The 21698-nt window shown below is 36.8% G+C and carries 19 protein-coding genes; 11 read left to right on the top strand and 8 right to left on the bottom strand.

Going from position 1 to position 21698, the window contains the following annotated elements:
- Positions 1 to 135: 135 nt before the first annotated feature.
- From RAH34_RS14555 to RAH34_RS14540, 4 genes are all read left to right on the top strand, one after another.
- Entirely contained in the window at positions 136 to 1161 is a 1026-nt protein-coding gene (locus RAH34_RS14555) for an N-acetylmuramoyl-L-alanine amidase (RefSeq protein ID WP_306596592.1), read from the top strand.
- Between the two features lie 72 nt (positions 1162 to 1233).
- A complete protein-coding gene (gene aspA, locus RAH34_RS14550; RefSeq protein WP_306596591.1) occupies positions 1234 to 2634 on the top strand; it encodes an aspartate ammonia-lyase in 1401 nt (466 codons plus the stop codon).
- Between the two features lie 91 nt (positions 2635 to 2725).
- Positions 2726 to 3580, top strand: coding sequence for a glycosyltransferase family 2 protein (locus tag RAH34_RS14545; RefSeq protein ID WP_306596590.1), 855 nt, complete (start codon positions 2726 to 2728; stop codon positions 3578 to 3580).
- Between the two features lie 122 nt (positions 3581 to 3702).
- A complete protein-coding gene (locus RAH34_RS14540) occupies positions 3703 to 4743 on the top strand; it encodes a glycosyltransferase (protein ID WP_306596589.1) in 1041 nt (346 codons plus the stop codon).
- Between the two features lie 39 nt (positions 4744 to 4782).
- On the opposite strand, the gene RAH34_RS14535 is transcribed toward RAH34_RS14540, so the two are convergent.
- The 7 genes from RAH34_RS14535 to RAH34_RS14505 all read right to left on the bottom strand — a co-directional run bounded on the left by RAH34_RS14535 (position 4783) and on the right by RAH34_RS14505 (position 12981).
- A complete protein-coding gene (locus RAH34_RS14535; RefSeq protein ID WP_306596588.1) occupies positions 4783 to 6282 on the bottom strand; it encodes a lipopolysaccharide biosynthesis protein in 1500 nt (499 codons plus the stop codon).
- 8 nt (positions 6283 to 6290) lie between these two features.
- A complete protein-coding gene (locus tag RAH34_RS14530; protein ID WP_306596587.1) occupies positions 6291 to 7085 on the bottom strand; it encodes an FkbM family methyltransferase in 795 nt (264 codons plus the stop codon).
- 281 nt (positions 7086 to 7366) lie between these two features.
- Positions 7367 to 8032: a DUF2461 domain-containing protein gene (locus RAH34_RS14525; protein WP_114821392.1), complete on the bottom strand. Its 666-nt coding sequence runs from the start codon at positions 8030 to 8032 to the stop codon at positions 7367 to 7369.
- Positions 8033 to 8343: 311 nt separating this feature from the next.
- Positions 8344 to 9573 (bottom strand): ABC transporter permease, encoded by a 1230-nt coding sequence (locus RAH34_RS14520; protein WP_306596586.1) that lies wholly within the window; start codon positions 9571 to 9573, stop codon positions 8344 to 8346.
- 17 nt (positions 9574 to 9590) lie between these two features.
- Positions 9591 to 10340: an ABC transporter ATP-binding protein gene (locus tag RAH34_RS14515; RefSeq protein ID WP_306596585.1), complete on the bottom strand. Its 750-nt coding sequence runs from the start codon at positions 10338 to 10340 to the stop codon at positions 9591 to 9593.
- A 58-nt stretch (positions 10341 to 10398) separates the two neighbouring features.
- The gene (locus RAH34_RS14510) at positions 10399 to 11667 is read right to left on the bottom strand and encodes an efflux RND transporter periplasmic adaptor subunit (RefSeq protein WP_306596584.1); all 1269 of its coding nucleotides are present in this window, start codon (positions 11665 to 11667) and stop codon (positions 10399 to 10401) included.
- Between the two features lie 3 nt (positions 11668 to 11670).
- Positions 11671 to 12981, bottom strand: a complete 1311-nt coding sequence (locus RAH34_RS14505) for a TolC family protein (protein ID WP_306596583.1) — start codon at positions 12979 to 12981, stop codon at positions 11671 to 11673.
- Between the two features lie 227 nt (positions 12982 to 13208).
- Between RAH34_RS14505 and RAH34_RS14500 the strand changes: the two genes are divergently transcribed.
- From RAH34_RS14500 to RAH34_RS14470, 7 genes are all read left to right on the top strand, one after another.
- A complete protein-coding gene (locus RAH34_RS14500; protein ID WP_114821397.1) occupies positions 13209 to 14909 on the top strand; it encodes a DEAD/DEAH box helicase in 1701 nt (566 codons plus the stop codon).
- 151 nt (positions 14910 to 15060) lie between these two features.
- Positions 15061 to 15699 (top strand): DUF47 domain-containing protein, encoded by a 639-nt coding sequence (locus RAH34_RS14495; RefSeq protein WP_065393534.1) that lies wholly within the window; start codon positions 15061 to 15063, stop codon positions 15697 to 15699.
- A 13-nt stretch (positions 15700 to 15712) separates the two neighbouring features.
- A complete protein-coding gene (locus RAH34_RS14490; RefSeq protein WP_034700227.1) occupies positions 15713 to 16855 on the top strand; it encodes an inorganic phosphate transporter in 1143 nt (380 codons plus the stop codon).
- Positions 16856 to 16956: 101 nt separating this feature from the next.
- Positions 16957 to 17928: a polyprenyl synthetase family protein gene (locus tag RAH34_RS14485; RefSeq protein ID WP_306596582.1), complete on the top strand. Its 972-nt coding sequence runs from the start codon at positions 16957 to 16959 to the stop codon at positions 17926 to 17928.
- Between the two features lie 76 nt (positions 17929 to 18004).
- The gene (locus RAH34_RS14480; RefSeq protein WP_114821398.1) at positions 18005 to 18955 is read left to right on the top strand and encodes a GSCFA domain-containing protein; all 951 of its coding nucleotides are present in this window, start codon (positions 18005 to 18007) and stop codon (positions 18953 to 18955) included.
- Entirely contained in the window at positions 18956 to 19486 is a 531-nt protein-coding gene (locus RAH34_RS14475; protein WP_306596581.1) for a DUF4269 domain-containing protein, read from the top strand. It begins immediately after the preceding gene.
- On the top strand, positions 19483 to 20247 hold the full coding sequence (locus RAH34_RS14470; RefSeq protein WP_306596580.1) for a TatD family hydrolase: 765 nt from the start codon (positions 19483 to 19485) through the stop codon (positions 20245 to 20247). Before RAH34_RS14475 ends, RAH34_RS14470 begins: the two co-directional genes overlap by 4 nt.
- Before the next feature lie 57 nt (positions 20248 to 20304).
- On the opposite strand, the gene RAH34_RS14465 is transcribed toward RAH34_RS14470, so the two are convergent.
- Positions 20305 to 21612: a DEAD/DEAH box helicase gene (locus RAH34_RS14465; protein ID WP_114821401.1), complete on the bottom strand. Its 1308-nt coding sequence runs from the start codon at positions 21610 to 21612 to the stop codon at positions 20305 to 20307.
- Positions 21613 to 21698 lie beyond the last annotated feature (86 nt).

The following is a 21698-nucleotide window of genomic DNA, read 5'->3' as shown; positions in this document are numbered from 1 at the left end:
TTTTTGTTTATTTTTTAATGATCGTTGTTCCGTTATTGCGAGTGCAAATATAGAACAGATTTCTTTATTTACCAAATAAAATTCAAGAAATTTTTGTGTATTTTTGAGGTAATAAATCATTCAAAAACCAAACTGATGCGTAAAACATTATATATCATCGGATTAAGTACTTTCGTTTTTTCATGTACTTCTCAACAAAATGTAAAAAAAAATACTTACCAACCGAAAACCCCAATAACACAGGCGAAACCAACTGTTAAGACAACACCTCCGGTTGCTCCAAAACCAAAAGTTGTATCTGATCATGGAGTAGACTTTTTTACTACTAATATAGCAGACCCAACAAAAAATGATAATACGGCAAGTTATGGTTCCATTGTATCTGCAAAACCAGCAGGATATAAAGTGGTGAAAACGTATTTTCCGGCAGTTGCTCAGAATTTCAGACAGCGTTACCTGATACTACATTATACGGCTCTTGCAGATGATAAATCTCTTACCGTTCTTACCCAGCAGGCTGTAAGTGCCCATTATCTGGTAAATAATACAGGAGATAACGAGATCTATCAGTTAGTAGATGAAAATAAACGGGCATATCATGCAGGAGTAAGCGCATGGAGAAATGACAAAAATCTCAATGATAATTCTATCGGTATTGAAATTGTAAATACAGGTTATACTACAGATAGTACAGGGAAAAGAACTTTTGCTCCATTTAGCGATGAACAGGTGAAAAAAGTAGCCGCCCTGGTGAAAGATATTGTGACAAGGTATCAGATCCAGCCTACGAATGTATTGGCACATGCAGATATTGCTCCCACAAGAAAACAGGATCCTGGACCTATGTTCCCATGGAAAAAGCTTTATGATGAATATCAGGTGGGAATGTGGTATGATGAAGCAGCGAAACAGACTTATCTTGAGCCCGCACAGGCAGACCTGGCTGTAAGGTATAACGATTCCAGCTTTATCTTCCTTATTCAGACTTCATTGCAGAAATTCGGATATGCAATTGATCTTAGCGGAAAATGGGACGATGCTACGAAAAAAACAATTGAAGCATTCCAGTACCACTTCCGTCCACAGAATTATGACGGAATTATGGATGCTGAAACATGGGCAATACTCCAGGCTTTAAATCAAAAATATCCTACAAAATAATTCAAATTAAAACGCATCGGTTAGATGCGTTTTTGCTATCTTTAAACGATCAAAAACAGTAAAATATCTGTAATGGAAAATTTCAGAAAAGAAAGTGATCTATTAGGCGAACTGAATGTGCCTTTAGATGCTTATTATGGGGTTCAGACACAACGAGCTATCGACAATTTTAAAATCTCAGGACAGCTTTTGTCTTCATATCCTGATTTCATTAAAGGATTGGCATTTGTAAAAAAAGCAGCGGCTAAAACCAATTATGAATTGGGACTTCTAGACGAAAACCTGTATTTCAAAATAGCAGAAGCTTGTGATGAAATTGTAGCAGGGAAATATCATGAGCAGTTTCCGGTAGATATGATTCAGGGAGGAGCAGGAACTTCCATCAATATGAATGCGAACGAAGTGATCGCTAATATCGTATTGGAAAAATTAGGAAAAAATAAAGGAGAATATGAATTCTGTTCACCTAATGACCATATCAACCTTTCTCAGTCTACCAACGATGCGTATCCTACGGCAATCAAAATGGGATTGCTTCAGATGAATATCGGGCTGGTAGAAAAACTGGAAAGAATTATCACGGCTTTCCGTGCAAAAGGACAGGAGTTCCATGATGTTATTAAAATGGGACGTACACAACTTCAGGATGCTGTTCCAATGACTTTGGGGCAGGAATTTGAAGCCTATGCAGCCACTTTGGAGGAGGATATCTCTAAATTGAATAACAACGCCAACCTGTTTGTAGAAGTAAATATGGGAGCGACTGCTATTGGAACAGGCTTAAATGCTCCGGTAGGATATGCTACTCTTTGTGCTAAAAACTTAGCTCAGATTACAGGATTCCCGATTGTTTCAGCACCGGATCTAGTAGAAGCAACACCCGATACAGGATCTTATGTAATTTATTCTTCAGCAACAAAACGTCTTGCGGTGAAGTTATCCAAAATCTGTAACGACTTAAGATTACTTTCATCTGGTCCAAGAGCGGGTCTTTTTGAAATCAATCTTCCGCCAATGCAGCCGGGATCTTCGATTATGCCAGGGAAAGTAAATCCTGTAATTCCGGAAGTGGTTAACCAGGTTTGTTTCAAAGTATTCGGAAATGATCTTACTGTCACTTTTGCCGCAGAAGCAGGACAATTACAGCTGAATGTAATGGAACCGGTACTTTCTCATGCCATCATGGAAAATATCAACTTCCTTTGCAACGCTTTGGATACGCTTCGTGACAAATGTGTAGTAGGAATTACAGCCAATAAAGAAGTATGCCTTAATATGGTGAAACACAGCATCGGTATTGTAACGGCATTGAACCCTTATATCGGATACAAACAGTCTACACAGATTGCAAAAGAAGCATTGGAAACAGGAAAGAGTGTTTACAACCTTGTTTTGGAAAAAGGAATTCTTTCCCAGGAAAAACTGGATGAAATTCTTGATCCTAAAAACATGCTGAAACCGCATAACAAATAAAATCATCAAAGATAAATGATCAATGGTAATTGATGCCCTCAAAAGCTTCTCATCATTGATCATTTATTATTCATCATTTATACTATAATTCGTGAGGTTTTTAATCATAATTCCTGCCCATAACGAAGAAGATAACCTCCCATTTACTCTTGATTCTTTACAGCAGCAAAGCAGCAAAGACTTTAAAGTAGTGGTAGTGAATGATGGCTCTACGGACAGAACGTCTGAGATCATCAGGAAATATACAGAAACTGATTCCCGTTTTGAAACAGTCAATCTTCAGAAATCTGAACATCAGCCAGGTTCTAAAGTGGTTCATGCCTTTAAAAACGGACTTCAGACTCAAAATATGGATGAATTTGACATCATCTGTAAATTTGATGCTGATATCATTCTTCCGGACAACTATCTCACAGCGATAGCAACAGCTTTTATCACTCATCCTGAATACGGGCTTGTAGGAGGTCTTCTGTACATAGAAAAAGATGGAAACTGGGTGTATGAAGGAAATTCCAATAAACATCACGTAAGAGGTCCTATGAAAGCTTACCGTAAAGAATGCTTTGTGCAGATCGGTGGTTTAAGGGAAACATTGGGCTGGGATAATATTGATTCCATACTGTTGGAAAATCATGGATGGAAAGAAGTGGTACTTCCGGAGCTCCATGTAAAGCTGATTAAAGTAAAAGGAGCTGACTACACGATACGCCCTGCAGATTATTACGGAAGATATTTTTATTTCTTGGGACTGAACAGGTTTCTGGCTTATATTGCCTCATCAAAAGAAGCTATGAAAAGTAAATCTGCTTCATTTTTCTTCGATATTATTACATCTTATGAAAGCTGCAGATCAAAGAAATTAGAACTGAAAATTACCAAAGAAGAACAGCGAGCCGTTAATGATCAACGTTGGAGAATGTTGAAGAAGAAATGGCTGAAAATGTAAAAGATAAATTATTTTATACATTGTAAATGTTCATCAATAGAAACGGGCTTTAGCCCGTTTAATTAAAAAAATAAAAATCCATTGGCTTTAGCAAAAACTTAAGATATAACTCCCGTTAACCTGTGAAAAAAATAGCTTATATAGAAATAGATACCCACGCGGAAATTGCCCAGGCTTTCATAGATATTATGGAAGGTTCTCAGGATTTTGCGGTAGACTATTATTTTTCAAAAAGAATCAAAGATCAGGTAAGCCACCGTCATGAAGCTGTTTTTTTGTCGGATAGTTCTATGATTTTGGATCAGTTAAAGGGAAAGCCATATGATCTGGTTGTAATTGGGACTGTACATCGTTATTTCACTACATTTTTAGCAGTAACTAAAAAGTACAATACCGCGATCATTACTCATAATCTTAATTTTATAAAAGCTTCAAAGCTGGATCTGATGAAAAGCGTTTTTAAAGAAGATTTTATTTTCAGATTAAAGTTATGGCTTAAAGAGGGATTGTTCTACAAAACCAAGGTTTATCAGACTTCAAGAAATCTTTTCGTATTGGATGAGGCATTGGTTTCAGAAAAATATAAGTATTTGCCGCTGTTTTATACAAGAGACTTTGACAAGGTAAAAAATGAAAATCTTCTGGTGGTCATTCCTGGCGGCGTTTCTCAGAAAAGAAGAAATTATCATTATATTTTCGAAACCCTTCAGAAACTCAATACAGATAAACGCTGCAGGTTTATATTCCTAGGAAAAGCAAACGGACACGAATTAAAACAGCTTGAAAACCTGTCTGAAAAATTACCTGAAAATATTGAAATCACCTATTTTTCAGAAAGAGTTTCCTCGGAAGACTTTGAACAATGGATGCAGAAAGCAGATGTTTTGTGGTGTCCGATTCAACAGGATACAGAATTTTTCAGCATGAAAGAAACGTATGGACTTAGTAAAATGACGGGAAACCTTGGCGATGCCATAGCTTATGGAAAACTGGCTGTTTTTCCGGGAAATTATCCTTCCAAACTTAGTTTTATTATTCCTGAAAAAGAAAATGTTCTTGAACAGCTAAAAACCGTTTCTGAAAATCCATTTGATTTTTATACAATATACAGCAGGAAAGAAGTTCAGAAAAAACTGGAACAATTTCTAACAGGCTTGCTGTAAAAAGCTTCAGATTATTCTATCTTTCCGTCTTAAAGGCATTTATTTTATCTTAAATACACTCTTAATAAACCTCATATTCAGATAATCTTCAACGGGGAAAATTTTGGTAAAGTAATTTCCGACATAGATCAGTATCAGGACAACCGCAGGTTTGTAAATAAGATTAAGCAGATTGCTGTTGAAGTTCGGAAGAACAATGGCTACTGTAATCGCTAAAGTACAGATAATGGAGACAAAAATCATTTCAATGCTCAAAGGTGAAACTTTAAATACGATGTAATTGAAGATGATTTTTACCACATTGTAAATGGTAAGTGAAATAGCAGTAGATAAGGCAATTCCGATCAGTTTCAGGTGTGTATTTTTAATGAAATAATAATTCAGTCCGATAGTTAATCCGGCCAGCAAAAGCATCACCAGAATATTGAATCTGTAATATTTTGAAAGCGAAATAATATTCCCGTTGAATCCGGTAGCAAGGTCTATCAATACTGCAGAACCCCAGATCCAGACAACGGGTTCATATTCTCTGAGCATGGTTCCGTTCTTTGGCATAAACTGCGTCAGATAAGGAAATCCTACCATGATACAGGAGAATAAAACAGCTCCAAGGAAATATAAGGTTAAGGATGTCTTCTTGTGAAATCTGTCCAGTTCCACCATATCTCCGTCTGCCAGAGTTTTGTTGATGATGGGTGCTGAAATATTAAATAATCCAAGCTGTGGAATAGAAATCAATGAGATCAGAGCATAAAGGACAGAATAGATTCCAACTTCTTCCATTCCCATAAATTCTCCGATCATAAAGCTGTTGATCGCCAGATAATTTCCAAAAGTTCCCAGGAATCCAAAGAAACTGTAATTGAAAAACTCCTTCCAGAAATTATTCTTTTTAAAATAATCGGTATTAAAATCCAGCTGAATTTTTTCCAGTTTGTTGGTGTAATAAATATATCCCAAAAGCATTAAAAAGAAAATTCCAAAAAAGAAAGCATAGGCAATGATCTGGGACGTAGAAGCTGTAATATTCTGTGATAAAGCAAAGAAAAAAATACAGAACGCTCCCAGATTGGCTATTTTCGGAAACAGGTTATCAAAAATATTGGAAACTACAATTCTTTTATAATTGGACGTATATTTATTGAAAATAGCACAGAAAGAAAGAATTAAAATCAAGGGCAGAATCATCTCCTTGATTTTCCATGCTTCGGAATGCCTGAATTTTGGATAAAAATAGGGCAGCACAAAAAAAACAGCCGTGAAAATAACAAAGTTGATAAAAACCGCCAGTAGTGACAGTGACAGCATATTCTGTTTTTTACCCTCTTTTTCTACTTTGTGAAAAAATTTCACATTCGAATAGGAAATACCCAAAACAACAAAAGGAACCAGCATTTCAGCCGTCGGAAGAATGTAGCGCAGTTTTCCGTAAAATTCAAAATCATTCGGAAATATAAATATTGCGGAAACGGTGCCCAGCAAAAAACCAATATAACCGATAATGGAATATTTGAAGCCTTGTCTCGCTACTACACTCATAAGTTGTTTTAAATGTTTTTAGGTATAAAAATAATATTGTTGATGTACTGAGTTTTATTTTTTTCGTCGTTTGTATTTTGTGTAATAATATCTTCTGTAAGATCCTCCAGCGTGAAGCTGTTTCTGTTCAGATATTTGGCATCATATCCCCAGCTCATCACTTCGGATATCTCATTCCAGATAGGCGTTTCATGGTGTCTTTGTTCCATCTCAACCATAAGGGTTGGTTTGAACTGTCTGATAGTTTCTCTCGCGCCGGAAAGGGTCTTTATTTCATTTCCTTCAACGTCTATTTTGATAAAATCAAGTCTGTTGAAATGCTCCAGCGCTGCCCATTCGTCAAGCTTAATAACTTTTACCTGCTCCGTGTAGCTTTTCTCTTCTCCTTTTTCTTTGTAAGAAGTGTTTAAAGTACCGCGGGAAGCAATCGTTTTTCCATTAATAATGGGTACTTTGAACTCTGCAATACTGTTTTCATCCGAAAGAGCCAGTGGAAGAATGTGCATATCTGAAAATAATCTTTTCAGTCTTCTGTAAAGCTTTTTATTAGGTTCAAAACCATAAATATGCTCATGCTTCAAAGTATTTTCCAGCTGATAGAGAAAAGTTCCCACATTGGCACCAATATCCAGTATCACAGCATTTTTAGGAAGGTATTCTTTGATCCATACCAATTCCGGTTCTACATTACGTTCCGAAAAGTTATTTTTGTTAAGATTATTTAAAGCTTTAAAATATCTTTTTTTGTAGAAATTCGGGCTTATGTATTGTAGTTTCTCTGCAATTTTTTGGTATAAAGACATCTTTGGCTTTTTGGCGAATAGCAAAGATACGTAAAAATGTAAAACTTTTCTTAAAAAAATGTTAATTATAAAAGCTTGATTTTCAGTGTATAGTTTTGGAATTTGCTTTTGTAACCCCGTTGAATTTTAATATATATATGATTTGTCACAGAGACATCTGTATATGACAAGGGTCTCTTTTAAAAGTCAGTACAATTTAATTTCATCCAAATAACTCCAACCCTCTGTGAGAATGGGTGTCATCTGTGGTTAAAAATCAGTAGATCCTAAAAAGAAAGGTTCTAAAGAAAAGGGGTATTCAGGAAATCGTTGAAAGGTTTCATTAGTTTGAAAACTTTGCTCATGTTTTTCACTGCATTTTTATCCAGTACTTCCTCGTCTTTCAGGGAATAAACAACAATGAAGTTCTTCAATTTCAGATATTCTCCCATAGGATCTTCTTTTTCAAAACCCTGAGGTATTTTCTTCAGTTTGTCTTCCTGATCGAGCTCCGGAAAATGTTTTTTGAAATCCTTATTGTTGAGAATTTTTAGAAAATCGTCTCCATACAAAGAAATTTCTTTACGAACTTCTTTCAGTACGGAAGACTCCGGCATATAAATTCCTCCGGCTAAAAAAGATTTTCCAGGTTCCATGTGAAGATAATAACCTCCTTTCTGATTTCCTTTTCCCATTCCCAGGGAAGCGCCGAAATTGGTTTTATAAGGAGATTTATCCTTGGAAAAACGGGTGTCTCTGTAAATTCTGAATAAGGCCTTTTTACTGTCTATTTTAGCAAGTTCTTCATCAAAACCGGACATCTCTCTGATAAGTTCATCTAGGAATGAAACCACATTTTGCTGAGATTCTGTATACAGATTTTTATTTTCATTAAACCAATCGCGGTTGTTATTTTTATTTAATTTGTTTAAAAAATCAAATGTTTTGGAAGATATACTTGCAGACATATTGTGTTAAGTGTTTTTTATTGTTGAACTTGTTTAAACTTTTATTTTTGAAACATTAAGATGATCTTAAGGTGTTAAGAGTATTAAGATAAGCTTCGCTTTAAGCTTAAAAATCACAATGATTCATCTTAACTCTATTTTATTTCTTAAATCCTTCTTAATGGTTTTAATATTTTCAATATTTTTTATAAGTCTAAATAACTCCGTTATTATGTGAGATTCAAAATGGTTTCTAAACCCGGAATCTTCGTACCTCGAATCCCGAATCTCGCAACCCGAATCCCGAATCTCATAACTCAAATGTACAAAAACTATTCATATCTCAACGCCTCGATTGGGTCCAGTTTTGACGCTTTCAGTGCAGGATAATATCCGAAAAATACTCCCGTCACAGCACAGACAATGAATGAAACAATAATGGAAGATTCTGTTATAAAAGTGGGCCATGAAAGGAAAAAAGTAACCAGTTCCGAAGAAAGGATGCCTAAAAGTACCCCAAGAATTCCCCCGGTAATACTGATCAGTACCGCTTCAATAAGAAACTGATACAGAATATCTTTTCCTCTTGCTCCGATAGACATTCTCAACCCAATTTCTTTAGTTCGTTCTGTTACGGAAACGTACATGATATTCATGATTCCGATGCCTCCTACAATAAGGGAAATGCCTGCAATCGCTGATAAAAGTACGGTCAGAAGCTGGCTGGTAGAACTCATGGTTGAGATAAGCTCAGCCTGAGTTCTCACACTGAAATCATCATTGCTTCCGTCAACAGGCAGTTTATGCTGTTTTCTCAGAATCTCTGACACCTGATCTGTTGCCTGCTGTGAAGTGTTTTCATTCGAAGAAGCTGCATAAATGGTCTGAACATAGGTAATTCCTAAAAATCTTCTCTGAACGGTGTTGAACGGGGCAATGATCACATCATCCTGATCCTGTCCGAAGGCATTAGATCCTTTTGGCGCCAGAGTTCCAATCACTTTCATAGGAACTTTATTGAATCTGATGATGCTTCCTACAGCCTCTTCACCGTTGGGAAATAAATTGTTGTAAACTGTTTGGCCTAAAAGGCAGACTTTATTAGAAGAATTAACATCTTTTTTGGTGAAAAGATTGCCTTCTGCAATGCTCCAGTCTCTGATACTGAAATATTCCTCATTCACGCCCTGCAGCTGGGTAGGCCAGTTATTGGCTCCGTTAATAGACTGTCCGTTGGTTTGTACGGCAGGGGAGACATAAGAAACATCAGGAGCTCCTTTTGAAATAGCGTCTGCATCCTGAGGTCTCAAAGTCTGTAATCCGGAAGCACCGATTCTTGCTCCTCCGGAAACATTCACATTACTGGAGGGACGTATGGTAATCATATTGGAACCCATCGAAGAAAGCTGGTCACTGATACTTTTTTTTGAACCTTCTCCAATGGCGGTCATTGCAATCACTGAAGCGACCCCAATAATAATACCGAGCATCGTTAAAAATGCCCGAAGCTTATTTCTTAAAAGGGCTTTCCATGCAATTCTGAAGAGATTTGAGAGGTTCATTGTAATAAATTTTTAGTTTATCTGTAATCATCATTTACCGGAAGATTTTCCAGGGCTTCTCTGGCTGATTTTATATTGTCATTTTGGATGTCTTTAATCACTTTTCCGTCCCGAAGGGTAACTGTTCTGCTGCTGAAAGTAGCAATATCAGGTTCGTGGGTTACAAAAACAATAGTTCGTCCCTGATGGTGAAGATCCTGCATAAGTGCCATGATTTCATAGGAAGTTCTGGTATCAAGGTTTCCTGTAGCTTCATCTGCAAGAATCATGACGGGTTCATTGACCAAAGCTCTGGCAATAGCGACTCTCTGTTGTTGGCCTCCGGACATCTGATTCGGAAGGTGATCAATCCTGCTTTCAAGTTTTACTGCAGTCAAAGCATCTATGGCTCTTTTGTGGCGTTCTTCTGTAGATATTTTTGAGTTATAAAGAAGTGGAAGCTCTACATTCTCTTTTGCCGTAGTTCTGGGAAGAAGGTTGTAAGACTGAAACACAAAACCTATTTTCTGATTCCTCAGAACAGCCAGCTCATCGCGGTCAAGATTTTTAATGTTAACACCATCCAGAATATAATCTCCTCCTGAAGGTTTGTCCAGGCAGCCAATAATATTCAGTAAGGTGGATTTTCCCGAGCCGCTGCTTCCCATAATGGTAACAAATTCGCCTCTTTCCACGGTAAAGGTTACACCTTTCAGTGCATGAACAACTTCTTCACCCATCCTGAATTCTCTTTTCAGATCCATAATCTCCAGAATTTTTTCTGCCATGACTTTTTGTTTTAGGTTTGCTGGTTGCTGGTTGATTGGTCAGGAATATAAAATCTTGTTATCTTGGTCCGCCACCACCGCCACCGCTGTTTCTGTTGTTTCCGCTGCCTCTTCTTTGAGGCATGAATGGGCTTTTAGCCTGTCCGCCAGAAGATTTTTTCGACAGAACTTTATAGCCGGTGATGATATTGTCGTTTTTAGTTAACCCGGAAACAACTTGTATTTCGGTGTCGTTATCCATTCCTGTTTTTATCTTTTTACGGGAAATGGTACTGTCTTTTGCAATCACCCATACCGCAGCTTCGTTTTTGTTTTCAGTGCCTTTGTTTTGATTTTTCCATTGTCCTTTTTCACGTTTTTTACCATTGGCAAAAGGAGAGTTTACTTTGTATTTTTTAATGACCAGACTGTCGGGTCTGAAACTCGTAGCCGCTACCGGAATTTTCATAATGTTGTTTAAAACCTGAGTATAAATTGTGATGTTGGCTGTCATTCCCGGTTTCAGTTTTAAGCTTGAATTATCTGCATTAATAATGGTAGTATAATTTACCACATTTGATGAAACGGTAGGATGAAGACGAACTTCTGAAACTTCACCATCAAAAGTCTCATCAGGAAATGCATCTACTGTGAATGTGGCTTTCTGACCTACTTTTATATTTCCGATATCAGCTTCATCCACCGATGCGCGAACTCTCATCTTGGTAAGATCCTTGGCAATGCTGAAAAGGGTAGGAGTACTGAAGCTAGATGCCACAGTTTGTCCTTCACTTACATTTCTGTTGAGTACCGTTCCGTCAATAGGAGAATAAATATTGGTTAACGACAGATTTTTATTAGCCGTGGAAAGCTGGGCATTTACAGAACCTACCTGAGCTTTTGCGGCATTGTACTGATTGGTGGCAACATCATAATCCGCTTTGCTGATAGCGCCCACTTTGTACAATTGGGATTGTCTGTTGATGTTGATTTCATTGTAAGCAAGATTGCTCTTTGCATTCTGAAGGTTGGCTTTGATCTGCTCCGACTGAAACTGTAGCAGATCCGGATCTAAAGTAGCCAGTAGTTGTCCTTTTTTCACCGTAGAATTGAAATCCACATAAATATTTTTAATGATTCCCGATACCTGAGTACCTACTGCAACCGTATCCACAGGCTGAATAGTTCCCGTAGCGGTAATGGAATTTGAAATTTCTCCCATATCAGGCTTTACGGTCTCCAGCTGTATTTTTATTTCTTTTTCCCGGATGAAGAAAAACCAGACTGCACCTAGGACAATGATGCCGCCCACAATCCAGTACAACCATTTTTTATTCTTTGTTTTCATAGCTTACTTTAGATTTATAGGGTTACCTGCGTAAAATTCGTAGATCTGTTTATTGAGAATTGCCGTATATTTTGCCTGAAGATAATTCTGAACAGACTGTATATAAAGCAATCGTTGCTGCTGAAGCTGTACGTAATCAATGCTTCCGATTTTCATCTGGGCATTTACGATGTCATAACTCTGCTTACTGATATTCATTTGTTGAGAAGCTGAGTCGTATTGAGACAATGCATTCTGAAGGTTGATGTAAGATTGTTCTACCTGTTGATTCAGGATCGTTTTGGTGTTCTGTAAGTCGAGGTTGGCCTGTTCGATGGCAATTTTTGATTTTTCAATCTGTGTTTTGTAAATTCTATTGTTGTAAATCGGAATGCCAAGACTTAATCCGATAGGCATATAAAAATTGTTTCCCAGCTGGTTAAAATAATTTCCGTTTCCGTTGGAATAATTGGTGGAAATATTTCCTACCAGACTTAATGTCGGCTGGATAGATGCCTTAGCCATTTTTAGGTTAGTGTTGGAGTTTTCTACATTCAGTTCACCGTATTTTACTTCCGGGCGTTGATTTTGTGCCAGATTTTGAACATCTTGTAAGGGGTTCAACTGATCATCAACAATAATACTGTCGGGTTTTACAATCTGAAAATCATAACCTGAAGGCAACTGTAGAATTTGTTTTAAGTTAACAGTATTGGTCCGTAGATTATTCTGAGCCGCTACCAGATTGTACTGATCCTGGGCGACCTGAGACTGGATCTGAAGATAATTTAATTTTGAAAGACTTCCGGCTTTATACAGTTGATCCCCTTGTTTTAACTGAGTTTGGGTAGTTTTCAGAACATTTTCAAGAGAAATGATATTTTCCTGGTTCATCAGAATATTCAGATAGGCCTGGGTGATATTGAGTGTGATATTATTTTCGGATTCCTGTACAGACAGATCTGCCATCTGTACCAGAAGATTCTTAGAAGCTTCATTGTTTTTAATATAGTTGGCATGATAAAGGGTCATGGAAGAATTGGCTCCGATACTTTGTGATTGTGCTCCGGTCATATGAAGTCCGTCACTTCCGTTAAGGGCAAATAGTCCTTGTGAAACGGTCCCGCTTACATTGGGGTATTTTGCGTCTTTTGCCTGAAGAAGATCCTGTTGGGCAGAATTTTTTGAAAGCCGGAGAGAATTAATGGAAATATTATTCTCCTTAGCGTATTCAATACAATTTTCCAGAGTCCAGGCGGACGGATAATGGGGTGTTTGGGCAAATATTTCAACGACTAGGCATGAGAATATCAAAAAGAAAAATTTGCTTTTCATGGCTTTATTTTTGAAAATTCATAAATAACACAGAAAAAATCAATCCAATTTAATAAAAAAAAATAATGTTTAACAACTTTTTAACCCAAGCCTTGTTTTTTTGGATTTAATTTTCAAAAAATTAAAAATATATTAAAGGATTGTGAATTTAAGTTTGCATATTTAAAAATTTATTCAAAAACAAATCAAATATTTATTGTATCTTTGCAAAAATTTTAAAATAGTTAATGAATTTATTTACGGAAACCAATTTAAGTCCTGATATCCTTAAGGCAATTGGCGAACTGGGCTACGAAAGCCCAACAGAAATCCAAAAACAGACTATCCCTTTTATTCTTTCAGATATTCGCGACTTGATCGCACTTGCGCAGACAGGGACAGGCAAAACAGCAGCGTTTTCGCTTCCGATTTTGGATATGATTGACGATACGAGTCGCAAAATCCAATTATTGGTGCTTTGTCCGACACGGGAATTATGTCTTCAGATTTCGAAGGACATAAAGAATTACTCTAAGTATATGAAAGACATCAAGACAACTGCGGTTTATGGTGGAAGTAGTATTGTAGAGCAGATGAGATCTTTGAAGGACAAACCACAGATTATCGTGGGAACTCCGGGAAGAGTAATTGATCTTATCAACAGAAAAGCATTAGACTTTTCTGCGATTCATTGGTTAGTATTAGACGAAGCTGATGAAATGCTTTCTATGGGATTCAAAGACGAATTGGAAACCATTCTAAGCGAAACTCCGGAAACAAAACAAACTTTCTTATTCTCTGCAACGATGAATAAAGAAGTGGAAAGAATTTCCAAAAATTATCTTACAAAACCACATCGTATTTCAGTAGGTTCTATCAACGAAGTGAAGAAGAACATTACTCACGAATACTATGTTGTAGGATACCGTCAGAAAAAAGAAGCATTGAAGAGACTTATCGATGCAAACCCTAACCAGTATTCCATTATCTTCTGTAGAACGAGAATGGAAACTCAGGAGGTTGCCGATTTCTTAATGCAGAACGGATATGCCGCGGATGCTCTTCATGGTGATCTTTCTCAGGCACAGAGAGATACCGTAATGAAGAAATTCAGATTGAAAAACATCGATATTCTTGTCGCTACAGACGTTGCAGCAAGAGGATTGGATGTAAACTCTCTTACTCACGTTATTCACTTCTCTTTACCAGATGATCCTGAAGTATTCGTTCACAGAAGCGGAAGAACAGGTAGAGCTGGAAAAGATGGTATTTCTATGGCTTTGATCAAGCCTGAAGAAAGCAGAAAACTGAAGCAGATCAAATCGGCAACGAAAATTGAAATTAACGAAAGAACAATCCCTACAGGTGATGATATTATCAAAGCTCAGGTAGGTGGTGTATTCGAAAAATTATTGACGGAGCACGAGGATCTTTTCGAATTTGATGATAGCTTAATCCCGGATCTGAGCAACTTTACAAAAGAAGAACTGGTACACCAGCTTCTGCAGTTCCAGTTGAAAGATCTTGCTTTATACTACAAAGACAAGCACGATCTTGTTGAGCAGAAATTAAGCAGCAGAGATGACGACTACTCAAGAAGAGACCGTGGACGTGACAGAGACAGAGATAGAGGTCGCGACAGAGATAGAGGAGAGCGTGGAAGAGACAGAGATCGTGGTGGAAAACCAAGAAGAAGAGATGAAAACATGGTAAGATTCTTCTTCAATCTTGGTAAAAAAGACCATTTGAAGAAACTTGATGTTTTAGATATTATCAACAAAGCTACTGCTGGCGGAAAAAGCAAGAAAAGAGCTGAAATCGGTGATATCGAAATTTTAGAGAAATTCTCTTTCTTCGAAGTTGAAAAATCGTTCAAAGATAATGTGTTGAGCAATATTCAATCCATGAAGTTTAAAGGAAAAGATATGAGAGCTGAAGTAGCAAACTAATCTCTTCTTACATCATACAAAACCGGCGCTAATGCCGGTTTTTTTATTTGATAATCAGTAGGTAAGCGAATGTTAACAAAACTTAATGTTATATAGTTTCACGTACAATCCTTTTTTAAGAAATTTGCACACGAATTATAAATACTAAACAATGGGAATTGGTAATATTTTCCACGCTTTTCAACCAAAAGATAAAATCTTCTTTGTACTTTTCGAAAAAGTAACTGAAAATCTAGTTGCAATGTCAGAAGAATTCAACGCAGGAATCAAGGATTTCGATCTTAATGACGATTCAATGTTGAAGAAAATGAGCGACTTCGAACACAAGAATGATGAACTTACTCACGAAATTTTCGTAGAATTAGGGAAAAACTTCATTACACCTTTTGACCGTGAGGATATCCACACACTGGCAACAGGACTTGATGATATCGCTGATTATATCTACGCCTCCACAAAATATATTTTCCTTTACAAATCACCTGAGATGAAGGCGTATTCAGACTTCTCTTTACTGATCCACAAAGCATGTCTTGAAATTCAGAATGCAATGAAAAACCTTAAAGGATTCAAAAACATGGAGCAGGTGAAAGAAGCTTGTATTAAAGTGAACTCTATTGAGAATATTGCTGACGATTTGCTTTCCAATTCAATGGTAGAATTATTTGAGACCAATGATGCCATCAACATTATTAAAGTTTCATCCGTATTGAACTACCTTGAAATTGTAACAGACAAAGCAGAAGATGTTGCCAATACGATTGAGAACATCATGATTAAATACGCCTAATACATAGCAAAAAATGGAATTTCCGATTTTACTTGTAGTTATTATTGCGCTGGCCCTGATCTTCGATTATATCAATGGTTTCCATGATGCTGCCAACTCAATTGCAACTATAGTTTCTACAAAAGTTTTAACTCCATTCCAGGCTGTACTTTGGGCGGCACTTTGGAACTTTGCAGCGTTCTTTATTGCTGCTTACATTATTGGAGAATTCAAAATTGGTAATACAATTGCCAAAACAGTTAACGAGAATTTTATCACCCTTGAAGTTATATTTTCCGGCCTTATCGCCGCAATTGCCTGGAACCTTTTGACATGGTGGTTCGGGATTCCTTCATCATCTTCACATACGCTGATCGGAGGTTTCTTAGGAGCAGCTCTTATGCATGCTTTCATGATGGATTATCATGATGTGGCGGCAGCACAACCCGGGCTTGGGATGTGGGATACCATTAAAGAAGCTTTCAGCCAGGTAACACAGCAGGGTGTCGTAAAGTTTGATAAAGTAATTCCTATCTTCCTGTTCATTTTCATGGCACCGATCATAGGGATGATTATCTCGATCATTATTACTCTGATCATTGTACACCTTTATAAAAGATCAAACCCACACAAAGCAGACCAGTCTTTCAAAAGATTACAGCTGGCTTCTTCAGCCTTATTCAGCTTGGGACACGGTTTGAATGATGCACAGAAAGTAATGGGGATCATTGGTGCAGCCGTAATCTATTATCACGTTAATATGCTTCAGGATGCGCAGTATTTGAATATTCCTTCTGCAGAACGTTTTGATTATTTTGCACAGCACTATATCTGGGTTCCTCTGGTTTCTTTTCTTGCTATTGGTTTAGGGACCATGAGCGGAGGTTGGAAGATCATCAAAACAATGGGAACTAAGATTACCAAGGTAACTTCATTAGAAGGAGTAAGTGCAGAAACTGCAGGTGCTATTACCTTATTCATCACAGACCACTTCGGTATTCCTGTATCTACTACACACACAATTACAGGTTCTATTATCGGGGTAGGATTAACGAAAAGAATTTCAGCGGTAAGATGGGGAATCACTGTAAGCTTACTTTGGGCTTGGGTTCTTACCATTCCAATCTCTGCAATAGTAGCTGCAATTACCTATCTCGCAGTAACTTTCCTTTTCTAAAAAACAAATCATATAATTATACAAACTTTGTCCATTTGGGCAAAGTTTTTTGTTTTATAAAGCCTTGAAAAATCGTATTTTTGTTCAAATTATAAGATTTTATGGAATTTTTAGACAGATACCAGCAGATTGTTGCAGATGCCATCACTAAATATACTTTTAAAGATAAACCTTCGGAGCTGTATGATCCGATGAATTATATTATTTCCCATGGTGGGAAACGTCTTCGTCCTATTATGGTGCTGATGGCATGTGATATGTTCGGCGGAGATCTTAAACAGGCGATCAAACCGGCATTGGCTATCGAGTTTTTCCATAACTTCACCCTGATCCATGATGATATTATGGACGAAGCTCCTTTAAGAAGAAACAAACCAACCATTCATACTTTACATGGTCTTAACGTAGGAATTCTTTCCGGAGACGGACTGATGCTGAAAGCGTATAAGTTCTTTGAAGATCTTGAACCTGAAATTTTCAAAGCTTGTATCAGAATATTTACCCACACAGGGCTTTTGCTTTGTGAAGGACAGCAGTATGATATCAACTTTGAAACTCAGGAAAATGTTACTTTTGACGACTATATCAGAATGATTACCTATAAAACCGGAGTATTGAGTGCTTCTTCATTTGAAATCGGAGCCTTGATTGCAAGAGCTGATTTTAAAGATGCCAAAGCTATTTTCAACTTCGGAAAACATATCGGAATTGCCTTCCAGATTATGGATGATTATCTTGATGTATTCGGAGATCAGGCTCAGTTTGGTAAAAAACATGCAGGAGATATTTACGAAAACAAGAAAACCGTTTTGTATCTGTTAGCAAGAGAACATGCTACAGAGGAAGAAAGAAAAGAACTGGACTACTGGTATTCTAAAAAGACTGAAAATGTTGATAAAGTATATGGAGTAGAAAAGATTTTCAGAAGAACAAAAGTGGATGAGAAAGCATTACGTCTGATTGAAAAGCATAATGAGATCGGACAAAGCTATCTTGAGAAAATTGATGTTCCGGAAGAAAAGAAAAAACCTTTTATCGAACTGGCAAATTATTTGTTGAGAAGAGAAAGTTAATATAGGTAGCAGAGGGTAGGTAGCAGGTAATAGCAATTTACCCGCTACTTATTTTCTGCAGCCTAATCCTTATACAATGAAATTCAGAACAGAAGTTGACATTCCCGCATCAGAAAAGAAGATTGAGATTGAAGATAAAATATTTTCAATAGGTTCATGTTTTGCCTCTGAGATGACGGATTTACTCCAGGACGGGCAACTTCAGACTCTCAATAACCCTTTTGGGACTATTTTTAATCCTTTTTCTATCAATAATGCGGTCAACAGATTACATGACTCTGCATTTTATGAAGAAGAGGAACTGATCACTTACAACGAAGAATATATTTCTCTGGACCATCACACCAGTTTTGATACCCGATATATTCATCAGACCCTAGATAAGATTAACGGAGCTATTGAAGCGGGAAATGCCTTTCTTCAGGAAGCCGACTGGATCATCATCACCTACGGATCTTCATTTATCTATGAATTTCTTCCCAAGAAAAAACTGGTGGCCAACTGTCACAAGATTCCACAAAAGTTTTTTGAGAAAAGACTGCTTTCCCATCAGGAATTAACAAGCTCGATTTACCACACCATTCTGGATCTGAAAGACATTTGCAAAGAAGGAGTACAAATCCTGTTTACTGTGTCACCAGTAAGGCATACAAAAGATGGAATGGTAGAAAATCAGTTGAGCAAATCCAAACTCATTACTGCTATTCACGAGTCTATTTCTATGTTTGAAGACTGCCATTATCTGCCTGTTTATGAGATTTTAATGGATGATCTCCGGGATTATCGTTTTTACAAGGAAGATATGATTCATCCAAGTACCCAAGCGGTTAATTATATTTTTGAGAAATTTGGAAAATCTTATTTTTCAGAAGAAACCCAGGATTTTATCAAAGAAAATTTTAAGATCGTTAAAGCTCTGGAACATAAAACCAGTGATAAGAAAGATCCGAAATTTATAGAATTCAGAGAAAAGCTGGATCAAAGAATTGAAATGCAGCGTAAAAAGGTAAAACATAAAATATTTTAAATGCTTGATTTCACCAGAATTGATTATCTGAAAGATGGGAATGAAAGACAGAAAAAAGCGTACGAAATTCTTACAAAGTATCGTGTTTTCGGAAAATTGAAGGATTATTCCCCAATTTTAGCTGGAACTGTTCCTATTGAGATTGATATCAAAGGAAGCGATCTGGATCTTATTTTCGAAGTTGATTTACAATATGAACAGGATTTTCTGGATGATTTACTATTTTGTCAGCTTATTCCTCACAATGTAGAAGTAGAATATTCTATTGTAAACGGAGAGAAATGCATTACATTAAATTTTATGCTGGACGGGTTTCCTATTGAGATTTTTGGACAGAATAAGCCTACAACAGAGCAGAATGCATACCTTCATATGATTGCCGAATACAAAATATTACAGGAAAAAGGAGAAAAATTTAAACAGAAAATAATAGAACTTAAAAAACAGGGAATAAAAACAGAACCCGCTTTCGGACTATTGCTGGGACTTGAAAACCCTTACGAAGATCTATTGAAATTTTACATAAAATGATTGATACACATACACATCTATACGCAGAAGAATTTGATGAAGACAGAAAAGAAGCCATTCAGAGAGCTTTAGATAAAGGGATTACAGAATTTTATCTTCCTGCTATCGATTCTGAATCGCATGAGAAAATGCTGCAGCTGGAAACAGAATATCCGGGACAGATTTTTTCAATGATGGGATTACATCCTTGTTATGTAAAACCTGAATCATGGGAAAAAGAACTTGAAATCGTAAAAAATTACCTTGATCAGAGACATTTTCCGGCAATAGGAGAGATCGGAATTGATCTGTATTGGGATAAAACAACACTTGATATTCAGGTAAAAGCCTTTGAACATCAGATTGACTGGGCGATAGAAAAAGATCTTCCGATTGTGATCCATACAAGAGAAAGTTTTGATGAAACGTTTGAAGTATTGGAAAGAAAAAAACATCCTAAATTAAGAGGAATCTTTCACTGTTTTTCAGGAAATCTGGAACAGGCACAGCACGCTATTGATCTTAATTTTACTTTAGGAATCGGTGGGGTAGTGACCTTTAAAAATGGAAAAATAGACCAGTTTCTGAACGAAATTCCTTTGGATAAAATTGTTCTGGAAACAGATTCTCCTTATCTGGCTCCGGTTCCGCACAGAGGAAAAAGAAATGAAAGCTCCTATCTTGATCTGGTGGCCGGAAAACTGGTGAATATCTATGGAAAAGATTTTTCTGAGATAGACCGTATCACGACAGAGAATGCAAAGAAACTTTTTAAATTATAAAGTTCTGAACTTTAAGATAAATAGAAACCCTTTTCGTTTTTGAAAAGGGTTTCGTTTTTATTTCTTTCTGGTGAAATTCTTATTCTTAGGTTTTTTAAATCCTACTGAAGCTCCCGCTGCAGGCTTTTTACGGTTGTTATTCGATCTTGAATTATTACCGCTACCTGTTGTTTTGGGCTTCCCACCCCCTGCAGGAACAGGTTTGTTATTCGAATCCCTTTTCTGGGCAACAAGATCATCAGTATGGAAAGGATGATCCTTGATCACAGGAATTTTCTTTCCAATTAGTTTTTCAGTATTCTTTAAGTTCAAAAGATCAAGTCCGTCTACAAAAGATATAGAATTACCTTCAGCTCCCGCTCTTCCTGTTCTTCCGATCCTGTGTACATAGGTTTCAGAAACATCAGAAAGCTCAAAATTGATCACGAATTTCAGTTCATCAATATCAATTCCTCTTGCTGCAATATCTGTCGCTACAAGAACCCTTGTTTTTCCGGATTTAAAATTGTTCAGGGCATTTTGTCTTGCATTCTGAGATTTATTACCGTGAATTGCTTCTGCTGAGATATTATCCTTCTGAAGTTTTCTTGAAATCTTATCTGCACCGTGCTTCGTTCTGGCGAAAACCAATACAGAGTCTGAAATGTCATTTTGCAGAATATGAGAAAGCAAATTCAGTTTGTTGTCTTTTTCTACAAAGTATACAGATTGTTTGATGGTATCTGCGGTAGAAGAAACGGGAGTAACCTCTACTTTCACAGGATTGTTCAGAATAGAATTAGCCAGCTTTTGAATCTCACCAGGCATTGTTGCCGAGAAAAATAAAGTCTGTCTTCTCTGAGGTAAAAGCTTAATGATTCTTTTTACATCATGTACGAATCCCATATCCAGCATTCTGTCTGCTTCATCGAGAACGAAAATCTCCAGGTTTTTCAGACTGATGATTCCCTGAGCAATAAAGTCCAGAAGTCTTCCCGGAGTTGCTACCAGAATATCAACGCCCTTTCTCAAAGCTGCCTCTTGATTTCCTTGTTTTACTCCTCCGAAAATAACAAGTTGCTTTAAAGGAAGATATTTACCGTAAGCATTAATATTTTCCTCAATCTGAATAGCCAGTTCTCTGGTTGGAGTAAGGATTAACGCTTTTATATGTTTATTGGGAATTTTATTTTTGGATAAATTCTGTAGAATAGGGATGGAAAAAGCTGCTGTTTTTCCTGTTCCTGTTTGCGCACAACCTAAAAAGTCTCTGCCTTCAAGAATATCAGGAATAGATCTTTCCTGGATAGGAGTAGGAGTCGTGTATCCCTGTTCCTGAATTGCTTTTGCAATAGGTTCTATTAAGTTTAAGTCTGTAAAATTCAAATGAATTATTTTAAAATTTAAATAAAAATTCCTTCAGTCTGAAAGAATTACATTCTGCAAAGGTAGTTTAAAAAAAATTAAGATAT

It is taken from the genome of Chryseobacterium sp. WLY505 (assembly GCF_030846215.1).
In the GTDB taxonomy this organism is placed as follows: domain Bacteria; phylum Bacteroidota; class Bacteroidia; order Flavobacteriales; family Weeksellaceae; genus Chryseobacterium.
Note: the sequence above shows the minus strand (reverse complement) of the source record. Positions and strands in the feature narration are given on the sequence as shown.

Bases quoted from the DNA above. Each gene is read 5' to 3' on its own strand.
- RAH34_RS14555 (WP_306596592.1), top strand. From the start codon at position 136: ATGCGTAAAACATTATATATCATCGGATTAAGTACTTTCGTTTTTTCA.
- aspA (WP_306596591.1), top strand. From the start codon at position 1,234: ATGGAAAATTTCAGAAAAGAAAGTGATCTATTAGGCGAACTGAATGTG.
- RAH34_RS14535 (WP_306596588.1), bottom strand. From the start codon at position 6,282: ATGAGTGTAGTAGCGAGACAAGGCTTCAAATATTCCATTATCGGTTAT.
- RAH34_RS14530 (WP_306596587.1), bottom strand. From the start codon at position 7,085: ATGTCTTTATACCAAAAAATTGCAGAGAAACTACAATACATAAGCCCG.
- RAH34_RS14525 (WP_114821392.1), bottom strand. From the start codon at position 8,032: ATGTCTGCAAGTATATCTTCCAAAACATTTGATTTTTTAAACAAATTA.
- RAH34_RS14520 (WP_306596586.1), bottom strand. From the start codon at position 9,573: ATGAACCTCTCAAATCTCTTCAGAATTGCATGGAAAGCCCTTTTAAGA.
- RAH34_RS14515 (WP_306596585.1), bottom strand. From the start codon at position 10,340: ATGGCAGAAAAAATTCTGGAGATTATGGATCTGAAAAGAGAATTCAGG.
- RAH34_RS14510 (WP_306596584.1), bottom strand. From the start codon at position 11,667: ATGAAAACAAAGAATAAAAAATGGTTGTACTGGATTGTGGGCGGCATC.
- RAH34_RS14505 (WP_306596583.1), bottom strand. From the start codon at position 12,981: ATGAAAAGCAAATTTTTCTTTTTGATATTCTCATGCCTAGTCGTTGAA.
- RAH34_RS14500 (WP_114821397.1), top strand. From the start codon at position 13,209: ATGAATTTATTTACGGAAACCAATTTAAGTCCTGATATCCTTAAGGCA.
- RAH34_RS14495 (WP_065393534.1), top strand. From the start codon at position 15,061: ATGGGAATTGGTAATATTTTCCACGCTTTTCAACCAAAAGATAAAATC.
- RAH34_RS14490 (WP_034700227.1), top strand. From the start codon at position 15,713: ATGGAATTTCCGATTTTACTTGTAGTTATTATTGCGCTGGCCCTGATC.
- RAH34_RS14485 (WP_306596582.1), top strand. From the start codon at position 16,957: ATGGAATTTTTAGACAGATACCAGCAGATTGTTGCAGATGCCATCACT.
- RAH34_RS14480 (WP_114821398.1), top strand. From the start codon at position 18,005: ATGAAATTCAGAACAGAAGTTGACATTCCCGCATCAGAAAAGAAGATT.
- RAH34_RS14475 (WP_306596581.1), top strand. From the start codon at position 18,956: ATGCTTGATTTCACCAGAATTGATTATCTGAAAGATGGGAATGAAAGA.
- RAH34_RS14470 (WP_306596580.1), top strand. From the start codon at position 19,483: ATGATTGATACACATACACATCTATACGCAGAAGAATTTGATGAAGAC.